This window comes from Pseudomonas sp. NPDC089996 (assembly GCF_044748405.1).
GTDB lineage: Bacteria > Pseudomonadota > Gammaproteobacteria > Pseudomonadales > Pseudomonadaceae > Aquipseudomonas.
In genome coordinates, this window is record NZ_JBIVGA010000005.1 from 286,113 (window position 1) to 298,220 (window position 12,108).

A 12,108-nucleotide genomic window follows, 5' to 3' on the forward strand; every position below is an offset into this window, starting at 1 on the left:
GCCAGTTGCCCCGGCAGGTAGTGCAAGAGGCGGCTATCTTTAACGCCCTGCTTCTGCGGGTAATGCCTGTCAGTAAAAGGGTGTTGGGCTGACAGGGGCCCGCCTTTGACCTTTCAGCGCCTGTGAGATTGAGCGCCGCGCGGGCGGCGCTCGATCTCACAGGCGCCAAAAAGGCAAAGGCAAGCACCTGTCAGCCCCAACGCTCTTGACTGACAGGCATTAGCTTCTGCAGGGCACTTTTTTTGTACCAACTTGACCGTGAACGCGGGCGAATTCCCGGTCAGTCGCGCATTTTCCGCAAAGTAGCGCCGTTGCTGGGCTGGCGCGCGCTCCCGGCGACGAACGCTTGGGCGCTTTGTAGGAAAACGCGAAATCACCTGATTCCTACGTCCTACAAACGCGTTTTTCCCTCAACACCCTGTTCATTGCCAACCCCAGGATCATTGCCCTAGCCTCCGAGCGCTTCAAGCACTCAAGGACAATGCAATGATCATGGACCTGGCCGTGCGCCTGTCGCCGCAGCATCGCCGACTGTTCAAGTTTCACCACCTGACCGACCCCGACCAGCCGCTGTTGTTGGAAAGCTTCAAGGGCGTCGAGACACTGTCGCAGCCGTTCGCCTATGAACTGCTACTGATCTGCGACGCACCACAGCTGCCGCTCAAGTCGATGATCGGCCAGCAGGTCAGCATCGAGATCGAGCTGGCCGATGCCGCGCCGCGTTTCATCAACGGCTACCTCACGCGTTTCGCCAGCCAGGGCAGCGACGGCGCCCTGGACCGCTACGGCGCGACCCTGAGCCCCTGGCTGACGATGCTCAGGCACCGCACCGACACGCGTATCTTCCAGAACTGCACGGTCGAAGAGGTGCTTGCTGAAGTCTTCGCCCTGTATCCAGCCTACAGCGCTTACACCTTTCGCCTGTATCGCCCGCAGAAACGCCACACCTACCTCACCCAATACCGCGAAAGCGACCTCAACTTCGTCCAGCGCCTGCTGGATGAGGCTGGGCTGTTCTACTTCTTCGAACACAGCAGCGAAGGCCACACCCTGGTCATCTGCGACTACTCCACGATGCTCGACGCGCTCCCCGAACAGGCGCAGATCCGCTTCCACAGTACTGCGGTCACCGAAACCGCCGACGCGATTACCCAGTGGTGCGGCCACCGCCAGCTGCAGGCCGGCAGCCTGGCGGCGCAGACCTTCGACTATCGCCAGCCAGGCAACCGCCTGCCGGTTGCCCTGCGCAGTCTCAACGAGCAAGGCGCCGTGCAGCGCTTCGAAATCTACGACCCCGGCCAGTACACCCACAGCACCTATGACGAGGGCGAGGCGCTGTTGCGTCGGCGCATCGAGGCACTGGAACTGGTTGGCAAGCACTTCGAAGGCGCCAGCAACTGCCGCGCGATGCGCCCCGGCTACAGCTTCGAACTGCTGCAGCACCCGGCCCATCAAGACGGCCCGCTGGAACAGCGCGAGTTCCTGCTGATGGGCGTGACCTGCGAGGGCCACAATAACTACCTCAGCGGCCAGCAGGCCGGCTACTTCAACACCTTCACCTGCGTGCGCAAGAAGATCCCGTACCGCCCGCCCCTGAGCACCCCAAGGCCGACCATCGCCGGCCCGCAAACCGCGATTGTGGTCGGCCCACCGGGCGAAGAAATCTTCACCGACGAACTGGGCCGGGTGAAGGTGCAGTTCCACTGGGACCGCAACGGCGATCTGGACGACCAGAGCTCCTGCTGGGTGCGCGTGGCCCAGGCCGGTGCCAGCGGCGGCTTCGGCAGCATCCAGATCCCGCGGGTGGGGGATGAGGTGGTGGCGGTGTTTCTCGACGGTAACCCGGACCGGCCGCTGATCATCGGTAGCCTCTACAACAGCAGCAATACCCCGCCATGGGCGCTGCCGGCGAACAAGACCCAGAGCGGTTTGCTGACCCGCTCGATCAAGGGGGATCGCGGCACCGCGAACTTCTTCCGTTTCGAAGACAAGGCCGGCGCCGAGCAGGTGATTCTGCATGCCGAGCGCAATCTTGATACCGAGGTAGAGCATGACGAGACCCACTTCGTCGGCAACGATCGCAAGCTAACCGTCGCTGGCACGCACCACGAAACCATCGGCCAGGACACGCTGATCAACATTCAGGAGGGCTCGTACACCCTGCAGGTCGACAACCAGTTCATTCAGGTGTCAGCGCAGAAGCACATCGCGCTTCACGTTGGCAGCAGCACGCTCACCATGACGCCGAACAAGATCCTGATCCACGCAGACAACATCGAGGTGCGCGGCAAGCACACCTTCGTCAAGGGTGACCGGGTGGATATCAATGAGTAGTCAATTCATAAGGGGGAAAGGCAATCTCTACGACCGCCTCTGGCAGCGGCGCGAAGCCGAAGAAGCTCGGGCCAGGGCGCAGGCCGAGAAGGAAGCTGCGCTCGCGCTATCGCAGCCAGCACCCACCCTGCCAGTACTACCGGAACGCAATGCGATGACGATCGCCGGGCTGCACTTGCTGGTGCCTCGCAGTGCAAGGCTGAGCGATGTGTGGGTCACGCTTCAGGTCGGCGAGCACAGCGTCATTGTCAGGGCCGGATGCCGCAGCGTTGCACAGACGCTGACCCTCGACCAAGCGCTGGACAGCTACCTGGCCGAGGCCCGCGAGCAGCACGCCGAACTCACGCTGGTGCGTCAGCAGCCCTCCCTTCTCGCCGGGCACCCGGCGTTGATGCTGGATTATCTCACCGGTCAGCACGAGGCGCGCCGGCATTGCCGCACCGTCCTCACCCTGATCCCGCCCAGTGACAGTCGTGAAGCGCTGTCCTTTTCCCTCTCGACGTTCATCGATCCCGCCCAGAGGCCGTTGGCCGATTGGCTGATCGACTTCGACGCCATGCTCGTCGCCGTCACCACCGCTTGACTCGATCACAAAGGAAGACATCACCCCATGGACTACCCACTTGCCGAAGGTACGCTTCAGCTACCCGAAGGGTTACAGGACCGTACAGTCAATATTTTCGTCCAGCCCAACAGCGGCCCCACCCACCTGAACATCACCGTTTCACGCGATGACCTGCTACCGGAAGAGAGCCTGGAAGCCTACGTCGATCGGCAGGTCGCGCAGATAGGCAGCAAGTTGCGCAATTACACCCTGCTGGGGAAGCGGTCGGCCAGTTTGTCCACTTCTGTACCGCTGGCCGGCCTGCAGATCGATGCGTACTACCTGCACGATGGCCGCCCGGTTCACCAGCGCCAGGCGGCATTCGAGGTCGCTGCGGGGCGCATCCTGGTGTTCTGCGCAACCAGCCAGAACAACTTCAACGCCAAGCAGGACGCGTGCTGGCAACAACTGCTCGATGGCTTCCGGCCTCGCGTTCAATCGCCGCAGGAGTAAGCGCCATGTTCGAAGCAGCGCGCCTGGGCGACGAAATCGAACACACCGGCGCACTCGCCGGTTTCATGGCCGGCGCAGTGGTGGGCCTGGCCATCGTCGCAGCGGCGTCCTTCATGATCTGCACGGGCGGCTTGGGCGGCGTCCTGCTGCCGCTGGTCATTGGTATCGGCGCCAGTTTCCTGCCGTCGCTGGTGGAGTCGTTCGGATCGCTGTTCAGCTCGGCGGCCGGGCAGATCGAACGGCCAGGATGCTCCGACAACGTCTTCATCAATGGGCGCAACGCCGCCCACGCCACACTGAGCACGGCGCAGTGCGACAAGCACCCGGGACCGGTGATGGTCGCCGAAGGCTCGAGCAATGTATTCATCAACGGTGTGGCCGCCGCGCGCTCGGGCGACAAGCTCACCTGCGGCGCCCGAATTGCCAGCGGTTCGCGCAATGTCTTCATCGGCGGTGGCACCCAGCGTTACTTGCCAGTGGCTGACGAAGTGCCCGAAGCGTTGCGCGTTACCGTCGACATACTGATGGTGGCCGCGTCGATGGGGCGCTCGGTGTTCAATGTGGCCACCCTGGGGCTGCAGGCCGGCCTGAAAGCCGCGATGCCCTGCGCCTTGCGGGTCGGTGCATCGATCGCGGCCAGCTACCTGGCAGGCCGCTACCTCATTGGCCCGGTGGTGGAGCGCGCACTGGGCGGCCTGCTGGGCAACCCCGTGGACCTGGTGAGCGGCCGCAAGCTGCTGCCCGACGAGGCCGACTTCAGCTTGCCCGGCCTGATGCCGCTGAACTGGACCCGCTTCTACGCCAGCGACCTGGATGTCGGCAGCATGCTGGGCCGTGGCTGGATGCTGCCCTGGGAACAGAGCCTGCGGCGCAATGGCCGGTTCATCTACCTGCGGGACAACCAGGGGCGCAGCGTGCCCTTCGTCGATGTGGCCCCCGGCCAGCGCCTGTTCAACTCCAACGAGCAGGTTTACCTGGTGCGCAGCCAGGGTGGGCATTACCTGCTGCAGACGCTGGATAACGTATTTTTCTATTTCGGCGAAGTGGATAACAACAACCATGAAGTACCGCTGCAGCGCCTTGAAAATGCGCACGGGCATTTTCTGCACTTCACCCGCGACCAGGACGGGCTGCTGACCGACATCAGCGCCTCTGGCGGCATCAGGGTTCACCTGCACTACGAGCACCCGCTCGGGCGTCTGACCGAGGTCCGGCGCATCGTCGCCCAGGCGTCAGCGGAAACCCTGGTGCAATACCGTTACGACGAAGCCGGGCAATTGCGCGAAGTGATCAACCGTAATGGCGATACGGTGCGGGAGTTCGCTTACGCCGATGGCCTGATGAGCCGCCACGCCAATGCCCTGGGCCTGATCTGCGAGTACCGCTGGGCAACTGTCGAGGGGCAACCACGCGTGGTCGAGCACACGACCAGCGACGGCGAGCATTATCACTTGCGCTATGACATTGCTGTCCGCACCAGTTGGGCCACCGATGTGCTGGGGCGTGAACTGGAGATACGTTACAACGCGGACAACCGCGTCATCGCCAGCCGCGACTTCGGTGGCGAGCGCTACGGCCTGGAACTGGACAGTGCCGGCAATCTCACCGGCATCGACCTGCCCGATGGCAACCAACTGGCCTTCAAGTACGACGAGTTCTGTCGGCTGATCGAGGAAACCGACCCGCTGGGCCGCCAGATCAGCTACAAGCACCACCTGGCCACGCCGCTGGTCACCGAGACCCGCTTCCCCGACGGCAGCATTTGGCAGTCGCGCTACGACGCCAAAGGCAACCTGATCACCGAGATCGACCCGCTGGGTCACAAGACCCAGTACCTCATCAGCGAAGATGGCCTGCCGCACACGATCATCGATGACAACTTCAAATCCAGGTACCTGTGGTGGAACGCCTATGCCCAGGTCGAACACTTCCAGGACTGCTCCGGCAAGAGCACTTACTACCGCTATGATGAACGCCAACACCTGGTCGCGGTGACCGACGCGCTCAACCAGACGACCTCGCTGGAGCGCAAACCTGACGGTGAAGTGCTGCGCATCAGCCATCCGGACGGCAGTTCGGAAACCTTCACCTACAACGCCATGGGTCAGGTGCTGAGCCACACCGACGGCAAAGGCCAGACCACTCGCCTGCTGCGCACGTTACGCGGCCTGCCAAGCGGCCGTCAGGACGCCAAGGGCCAGTGGGTGCGCTACGAGTATGACAAGGCCCTGCGCCTGACCGCGCTGGTCAACGAGAACAACGCGGCCTATCGCTTCAGCTATGACACGTCGGACCGCCTGAGTGAAGAAATGCGGGTGGACAACCTGACCCGGCGCTTCAGCTATGACGTCGGTGGCCATCTGACGCGGCTGGACGAAATCGGCTACGGCGAGAAAGGTGAGCGTCCGGAGCGGCATACGCTGTTCGAGCGCGATGCCATTGGACGCTTGATCGCCAAGGTCAACAGCGATGCACAGCAGCAGTTCACCTATGACGAGGCTGATCGGCTGCTGAGCATCGAGCGTAAACCGAGTGATAGCGGCAAGCGGAACGGCGTGACCGCGGAAAAGCTGGAATACGCCTATGACCTACTGGGCCGGCTGACAGAAGAAATCACCCCCGGTGGCACCCTGGAATACGAATACGATCGGCGCGGCAACCTGACCACGCTGACCCTGCCAGACGGGCGCAAGCTCAACCACCTTTATTACGGCAGCGGCCATCTCCATCAGCTGAACCTGGACGGCCAGGTGATTAGCGACATGGAGCGCGATGACCTGCACCGCGAGGTCTACCGCACCCAGGGCAAGCTCACCAGTTGCTTCGGCTACGACGCCATGGGGCGCAAGGCCTGGCAGTTTGCATCCACCTTGCCAGCCGACAAGCTTTCGCAGGTGCACAACACCGGCATCAATACCTCGCTGCTGGTGGAGCATGCCTACAACCCGATCCACCGTCGTTACCAATACGACCCGGCCGGTGAGTTGGTGCGCACGCTCGACAAGCTGCGCGGCGAGATCAAGTACGAGTACGAAGCCAATGGCCAGTTGCGCAGCCGTGATACGGGCTTGCGGGGGGGAAGTGAAAAATTCCGCTACGACCCGGCGGCCAACCGCCTGGACTTCAATGTGAGTCAATTTGCCAAGGTGAAGGACAACCGGATCAAGCAGTGGGGTAATCACGAATACCGTTACGATCCTTGGGGCAACCTCATCGAGAAAAGCTCGGGGTACAACGAGCTGCAGTTCTTTACTTATGACTGTGAGAACCGTTTGGTGCGGGCGGAAAGGTACGTCGAAGGCAGGCTGGAAGGCACCGGGCAGTACCGCTATGACAGCCTTGGGCGGCGAGTGGCCAAGGAGGCTCAGGTCAACGGAGTTGGCGAGCAGAAGCAGTTCCTCTGGCAAGGGCTGAGGATGCTGCGGGAAGAGACACCCGGGCAAAGCATCATGTACCTGTATGAGCCGGGTAGCTATGCGCCGTTGGCGCGAATTGATCAGGCTGAAGGGGAAGAGCAAAAGCTGTACTACTTCCATACGGACCAGATTGGTACGCCGCTGGAGTTGACGGATAGTGACGGCACGATCGTCTGGCAGGCAACGTATCGCTCGTGGGGCGCGATTGAGCACACGGCAGTCGCTCAGGTCGAGCAGAATCTGCGCTTTCAAGGCCAATATTTCGATGATGAAACGGGACTGCACTACAATACGTTCCGATACTATGAATCTCAGGTCGGACGATTTGTCACGCAAGACCCGATTGGACTGGAGGGCGGGGCAAATATCTATTCGTACACTGCAAACCCTTTTCAGGAAATTGACCCGCTAGGGTGGTGTTCGACGAAGTTGGGTAAGAGTATGGGTGCTAGGAAAGGTGATGGGATGGCAAATCATCATCTCATTCCGGAGGAGCTAATCAAGAGCGCGCAATTCAAGTCAATATTCATGCGTCTGAGAAAAATGGGGTGGGATCCAGATGGCGCCTCAAATGGTATATTTCTTCCAGCATCGAAAGGGCTTGCAGAGAAAGTTAGGGCGCCAGGGCATTGGTCCAATCACAGTCAGTACACAGAGATGGTGAAGGGCAAGGTTTCCATCTTAAATAAGCAAAGCTCTAGCCTTTCTGATCTGGATCTGGCATTAGGGATTAAACATATACAGCGATGGGCGGCTAGCAATCTTGAGAGTGGCGGCTTTAACATTGACACTGTGACAGGAAGGCTCTTATGAATAATGAGTTCTTTGTTTTAAAATATGCTCCAAACGGTGCTGATACCCCCTATTTCTTCGAGACTGAATGGTTGCCAGAACTGCCGGAATTTCATTACCCGACGGAAAATCCAAAAAATCTAAATAATGAGTACCAGGTCAAAGCCGAGATAGAATTCTTGAATGCGGATTACTTGCCAGATCAATTTCTTGCGTCACGCAAATTCATTGACCTATGCGATGAGCTTGATGTTAAGACAATTCATAGAAAGGTTGAAATAAATGGGCTACAAGGGAGCATACAGAATTACTTCTTCTTCGCTCCGGCCGAAAGAATTAGTCTTCTTGACGAAAGTAGATCTGAGTTTTCGCGTGAAACCGACAAGCACACAGGGCGCCCTGCTATATCCTCTGAGGAAGACGGTCAGTTTCCAGTTTATGAGGCCATTGATCTTTTCATGACTTTACCTTCCAGCGCCCACCTCTTTTTTTGTCGAGAATTAAAAGAATTAGTGTGCTCAAAAGAATTCCAAACAAGATTCATCGAAACTAGAATGAAGGGTATCTCCTTCGAATCTATTGACAACGATTTTCGTTACTCGCCATGGGGGGTCTTTTAAGATACTGGTCTAAAAATTTGCGTGATTTGAAAGGGATTTAAGTAAAGACCTTGCGCTTGTCCGCACTGACCAGCGAGAACAATGCGGCCTACCGTTTCAGCTATGACATCGGTGGCCATCTGCACCAGTTGAATCTGGATGGCCAGGTGATCAGCGACATGGAGCGCGATGATCTGCACCGCGAGGTCTACCGTACCCAGGGCAAGCTCACCAGTTTGTTTCGGCTACGACCCCATGGGGCGCGAGGCCTGGCAATACGCCTCGACGCTACCGGCCGACAAGCTTTCGCAGGTGCACAACACCGGCATCAATACCTCGCTGCTGGTGGAGCATGCCTACAACCCGATCCACCGCCGTTACCAGTACGACCCCGCCGGTGAACTGGTGCGCACGCTCGACAAGCTGCGGGGCGAAGTCAGTTACGAATACGAAGCCAATGGCCAGTTGCGCGGCCGCAATACCGGCTCTTTACGAAGCAGCGAAGAATTCCGTTACGACCCGGCGGCTAACCGGTTGGACTTCAATGAGCGACAGTTTGCCAAGGTTAAGGACAACCGGATCAAGCAGTGGGGTAATCACGAATACCGTTACGATCCCTGGGGCAACCTTATCGAGAAAAGCTCGGGGTACAACAGGCTGCAGTTCTTTACTTATGACTGTGAGAACCGTTTGGTGCGGGCGGAAAGGTACGTCGAAGGCAGGCTGGAAGGCACCGGGCAGTACCGCTATGACAGCCTTGGGCGGCGAGTGGCCAAGGAGGCTCAGGTCAACGGAGTTGCCGAGCAGAAGCGCTTCCTTTGGCAAGGGCTGAGGATGCTGTGGGAAGAGACGCCCGGGCAAAGCATCGTGTACCTGTATGAGCCGGGGAGCTATGCGCCGTTGGCGCGGGTTGATCGGGCGGAAGGAGAAGAGCAGAAGCTGTACTACTTTCATACTGACCAGATCGGCACGCCACAAGAGCTGACGGATAGCGAAGGCAAGATCGTCTGGCAGGCTACGTATCGTTCGTGGGGTTCGATTGAGCACCTGGCAGTCGGTGAAGTTGAACAAAATCTGCGTTTTCAAGGACAGTACTCAGACGCAGAGACGGGTTTGCACTACAATACGTTTAGATATTACGATCCGGAACCGGGTAGATTTGTCACTCAAGACCCAATCGGCCTAGAAGGCGATTACAATTTATACACTTACGCGCCCAACGCTGTTATTTGGATTGATCCTTTTGGCCTATGCAAGAGCGCCGTTAGCGGTGACAGAGGTCGAACCAAAGCGATGCATGATCTGGAGCGTAATGGATATAAAATTGTCGCTGAAGAGGTGACAATGAAAGTTAATGGAAGTAGGGTAAGGGCTGACTTTGTTGCTCGTGATGCCCAAGGTAACTTGCATGTATTCGAAGTTAAGCATGGCGCGGGAGCACTTACCAAAAACCAAAAGGCATCCGGTGTATTTGATATGAGCAACCCTGCAAATACAACCCAGCATCTCGGCGGGGGAGTAATCAAGCCATCAAGTGGTACCGCAGCCAAGTTAAAAGTCGATACCAAGAGTGCGCGTGGTAAGCTGCTTGGTGGCAAAGGGGCTGTTCATGATGCAATATTCAATGCTCTCAAGCATAGGTAAATTATGAGTACTGATGATCGCGCCCTTTTCGAATCTAAACTACTGAAAGAGCTGAAATTGGTCGCTGCCAAGTTTGATGGCGTAACCGCCTCAAAAAACAAGCTGAAATTTAAGCACAAAAAGGAATTTGTAGCGGAACTTGTCCTTGAGCATCTTTCTCGAGTTGATTCTTATGTGTTGATCGGAATGGTGCATGGCGGGGAGATATTTGAGTGCTCTGCTGGTTTTAATCCGCCATATAAAAGCAACTTATTCAACAAGTCTTGCTTTTCATTCACCTCTGCCGGCGAGCAACACAAAGTATTCAGCGATAGTCCGGGCGGCGCAATAAAAACACCAACGCCAGATTCAGTTGATCAAGTTTGTGCGCACATTAGAGGCGCTCTGGAGAATTTCTATATACCAAAAATCTTAGCATGCATTGTGCCGAATGATCGAACAATTAAAGATGTTTTGTCTTCACCTGAGGACTATGCTTATCCTGCGATATTCATACATTGCACTGCAATCTTACGTAAGGGTGGAGAACTATTCGATTTGGATGAAGCAAAAAAGTCTAAAAAGATTATTAAAAACAAAGAATATGATATGCCGCTGCTGTCGAGCTTGAATTGAGATACATGGAGCAGATATTATTTATATGTGTGCGGCACAAGTTTTTTGTGGCGAAGTGGATGTCTGGGAAACTTATGAAATATTCTCCAACTATCTTCTGGAGCGAGAAACGCTGGAAAGAGTATGCAAGCTGGTGAGGGAGGTGGCTAGGGCTTCATGGTGCTGGCGAGCGCTACGACCTGGCGCTGGACAGTGCCGGCAATCTCGGCATCACGCTCGAACAGCGTATGCCGCTCCGGACGTTCCCCTTTCTCGCCGTAGCCGATTTCGTCCAGCCGCGTCAGATGGCCACCGACGTCATAGCTGAGGCGCCGGGTCAGGTTGTCTACCCGCACTTCTTCACTCAGGCGGTCCGACGTGTCATAGCTGAAGCGATAGGCCGCATTGTTCTCGTTGACCAGCGCGGGCCGGCTGACAGAAGAAATCACGCCCGATGGCACCCTGGAATACGAATATGATCGGCTCGGCAACCTGACCACGCTGACCTTGCCGGATAGTCGCAAGGTCAACCACCTGTATTACGGCAGTGGCCACCTGCACCAGTTGAATCTGGATGGCCAGGTAATCAGCGACATGGAGCGCGATGACCTGTACCGCGAAGTCTACCGCACCCAAGGCAAGGCTCACCAGTTGCTTCGGCCGCCCCCGCGCAAGCTCAACAGCCAGTTCGAAAAACACACTACGCTGCATCACCCATTCACGCAGCTCCTGCCCGACGCCTGTGACCCCACGCAAAATCGCCGCCAGCAATGGCCCTGAGAAACCCCCGGTCTGCAAGCCGACGCAGGTCCCGCCATTCGCGCCAGTCGACCAGCCCCAGTCGGTCCATCTCATCGGCCTGGCGCAGCAGTTCTTCGTAGTGGCTGCTCGGGCATTCACGCCTGCGAGCGACGTCGTCGTAAAGCAGAAACCAACGATTCACTGCCACCAGCCGCCGATGTTCCAGGGTGATCTGCTCTGTGACCGCGTTCATGCCGGCAGCCCTCACTCGCTTTCTCAGTCGAGCCCGAGGGCGTGGCAAGGTTCACTCTGGACTCGGAGGTTGACCGCGCTGGGCGTTCAGCCGCGTTTTTTTTCTTCCACCTCAGCCAGGCGCTCCCGGATCTTGCGGGCCTGTGCTTCCTGCTCCTTGATCGAGGTCGGCGTGATGACCTTGTCTACCGCCTCGGTATCCTGGTCCGGGCGCTCAAGCACCGGATCCGGCACCCTCCTCCCTTGTTGCGCCTCTTCAGAAGAAAGCGGCCGTGGGACTTTGTCGCCGGTATTGCCGTCGGTATGTTTCATGGGCTTCTCCTAGCACGTCTGTAGTTCAGAAGAACCCCACGGCATGAAAAAGTTTGATCCATTTGCCCAGCGTAAATGCCTGATCTGCGCCCATGCAGCCACTCACGCAATGTGATTGAACAGCCCCGCCACCGGCGCACCCTAAGCTGGGTAATACAAACGAAAGGAGCACGCCATGATCGACCCCAACCACCCCGATCCTTACGTCGACGAAATCCCCCACGACCCGGGAGAGCCTGTGCCCAAACCCGAACCGGAACAAGAGGCGCCGGACTGGCCCGAAGGCCAGGTGCCCCCGGAAGAACAGTCCGACGGCTGACATTGCTCCCCCCTTCATCTTCATTGCCCAGGGTCGACGGGTGAAATC

Annotated in this window: 9 protein-coding genes and 3 pseudogenes; 9 read left to right on the forward strand and 3 right to left on the reverse strand. The window is 57.9% G+C overall.

Annotated elements, in window-relative coordinates; all coding sequences use genetic code 11:
* The first annotated feature begins 486 nt into the window (after positions 1 to 486).
* The 7 genes and pseudogenes from tssI to ACIPW4_RS11400 all read left to right on the forward strand — a co-directional run bounded on the left by tssI (position 487) and on the right by ACIPW4_RS11400 (position 10,457).
* Positions 487 to 2,334 (forward strand): type VI secretion system tip protein TssI/VgrG, encoded by a 1,848-nt coding sequence (gene tssI / locus ACIPW4_RS11370; RefSeq protein ID WP_400657772.1) that lies wholly within the window; start codon positions 487 to 489, stop codon positions 2,332 to 2,334.
* Complete coding sequence (locus ACIPW4_RS11375; protein ID WP_400657774.1) at positions 2,327 to 2,917, forward strand: hypothetical protein; 591 nt, start codon at positions 2,327 to 2,329, stop codon at positions 2,915 to 2,917. Before tssI ends, ACIPW4_RS11375 begins: the two co-directional genes overlap by 8 nt.
* Before the next feature lie 27 nt (positions 2,918 to 2,944).
* Entirely contained in the window at positions 2,945 to 3,391 is a 447-nt protein-coding gene (locus ACIPW4_RS11380) for a DcrB-related protein (protein ID WP_400657776.1), read from the forward strand.
* A 5-nt stretch (positions 3,392 to 3,396) separates the two neighbouring features.
* On the forward strand, positions 3,397 to 7,620 hold the full coding sequence (locus tag ACIPW4_RS11385) for an RHS repeat-associated core domain-containing protein (protein ID WP_400657778.1): 4,224 nt from the start codon (positions 3,397 to 3,399) through the stop codon (positions 7,618 to 7,620).
* Entirely contained in the window at positions 7,617 to 8,219 is a 603-nt protein-coding gene (locus ACIPW4_RS11390) for an imm11 family protein (protein WP_400657780.1), read from the forward strand. The genes ACIPW4_RS11385 and ACIPW4_RS11390 overlap by 4 nt, the downstream gene beginning before the upstream one ends.
* 107 nt (positions 8,220 to 8,326) lie before the next feature.
* A pseudogene (locus ACIPW4_RS11395) lies at positions 8,327 to 9,842 on the forward strand (RHS repeat-associated core domain-containing protein); the annotation flags it as partial.
* 3 nt (positions 9,843 to 9,845) lie between these two features.
* Positions 9,846 to 10,457, forward strand: coding sequence for a hypothetical protein (locus ACIPW4_RS11400; RefSeq protein ID WP_400657782.1), 612 nt, complete (start codon positions 9,846 to 9,848; stop codon positions 10,455 to 10,457).
* A 206-nt stretch (positions 10,458 to 10,663) separates the two neighbouring features.
* On the opposite strand, the pseudogene ACIPW4_RS11405 reads toward ACIPW4_RS11400, so the two are convergent.
* Positions 10,664 to 10,861 (reverse strand): annotated as a pseudogene (locus ACIPW4_RS11405) (hypothetical protein); the annotation flags it as partial.
* A 1-nt stretch (position 10,862) separates the two neighbouring features.
* Between ACIPW4_RS11405 and ACIPW4_RS11410 the strand changes: the two are divergent.
* Positions 10,863 to 11,097 (forward strand): annotated as a pseudogene (locus ACIPW4_RS11410) (sugar-binding protein); the annotation flags it as partial.
* A 57-nt stretch (positions 11,098 to 11,154) separates the two neighbouring features.
* Here the strand turns inward: ACIPW4_RS11410 and ACIPW4_RS11415 are convergent.
* Positions 11,155 to 11,430 (reverse strand): hypothetical protein, encoded by a 276-nt coding sequence (locus ACIPW4_RS11415; RefSeq protein WP_400657784.1) that lies wholly within the window; start codon positions 11,428 to 11,430, stop codon positions 11,155 to 11,157.
* A gap of 86 nt (positions 11,431 to 11,516) precedes the next feature.
* A complete protein-coding gene (locus ACIPW4_RS11420; protein ID WP_400657786.1) occupies positions 11,517 to 11,741 on the reverse strand; it encodes a hypothetical protein in 225 nt (74 codons plus the stop codon).
* 175 nt (positions 11,742 to 11,916) lie between these two features.
* On the opposite strand from ACIPW4_RS11420, the gene ACIPW4_RS11425 reads away from it, so the two are divergent.
* Positions 11,917 to 12,060 carry a hypothetical protein gene (locus tag ACIPW4_RS11425; RefSeq protein WP_400657788.1) on the forward strand — a complete coding sequence of 48 codons (144 nt, stop codon included), beginning with the start codon at positions 11,917 to 11,919 and terminating at the stop codon, positions 12,058 to 12,060.
* The last annotated feature ends 48 nt before the right edge of the window (positions 12,061 to 12,108 follow it).

Excerpts from the sequence above, each read along its gene's own strand:
- ACIPW4_RS11420 (WP_400657786.1), bottom strand. The coding sequence starts at position 11,741 with ATGAAACATACCGACGGCAATACCGGCGACAAAGTCCCACGGCCGCTT.
- ACIPW4_RS11390 (WP_400657780.1), top strand. The coding sequence starts at position 7,617 with ATGAATAATGAGTTCTTTGTTTTAAAATATGCTCCAAACGGTGCTGAT.
- ACIPW4_RS11380 (WP_400657776.1), top strand. The coding sequence starts at position 2,945 with ATGGACTACCCACTTGCCGAAGGTACGCTTCAGCTACCCGAAGGGTTA.
- ACIPW4_RS11400 (WP_400657782.1), top strand. The coding sequence starts at position 9,846 with ATGAGTACTGATGATCGCGCCCTTTTCGAATCTAAACTACTGAAAGAG.
- tssI (WP_400657772.1), top strand. The coding sequence starts at position 487 with ATGATCATGGACCTGGCCGTGCGCCTGTCGCCGCAGCATCGCCGACTG.
- ACIPW4_RS11375 (WP_400657774.1), top strand. The coding sequence starts at position 2,327 with ATGAGTAGTCAATTCATAAGGGGGAAAGGCAATCTCTACGACCGCCTC.
- ACIPW4_RS11415 (WP_400657784.1), bottom strand. The coding sequence starts at position 11,430 with ATGAACGCGGTCACAGAGCAGATCACCCTGGAACATCGGCGGCTGGTG.
- ACIPW4_RS11425 (WP_400657788.1), top strand. The coding sequence starts at position 11,917 with ATGATCGACCCCAACCACCCCGATCCTTACGTCGACGAAATCCCCCAC.
- ACIPW4_RS11385 (WP_400657778.1), top strand. The coding sequence starts at position 3,397 with ATGTTCGAAGCAGCGCGCCTGGGCGACGAAATCGAACACACCGGCGCA.